The following is a 319-nucleotide window of genomic DNA, read 5'->3' as shown; positions in this document are numbered from 1 at the left end:
TTCCTTCACCTTCGGGCACGTGCGCCAGTTGGATGCTGTTGCGTCCCGGTTCCTGGTCAATCTGGCAAGGAAAGCACCCCTGTTCGGGACACCGTCCGAAGACGCAGAGTTCGTTTTCGTTGATGTTGACGACACGATCATCGAAGTTCACGGGTATCTGAAGCAGGGCTCCGGGTATGGCTATTCCAAGGTCCGTGGCCTGAACGCCGTCCTGGCCACCGCGTCCCGGGAAGACACCGCCCCGGTCATCATTGGCCAGCGCCTGCGCAAAGGGGCCGCGAACTCCGCCCGCGGCGCGAACAAGTTCGTCACCGAAGCC

At 62.1% G+C, this 319-nt stretch carries 1 pseudogene; it reads left to right on the top strand.

The window, feature by feature from the left end:
• Window positions 1-319, top strand: a pseudogene (locus ACT3TS_RS19800) (IS1380 family transposase); the annotation flags it as partial.

This window comes from Specibacter sp. AOP5-B1-6, from assembly GCF_052376555.1.
In the GTDB taxonomy this organism is placed as follows: domain Bacteria; phylum Actinomycetota; class Actinomycetes; order Actinomycetales; family Micrococcaceae; genus Specibacter.
Note: the sequence above shows the minus strand (reverse complement) of the source record. Positions and strands in the feature narration are given on the sequence as shown.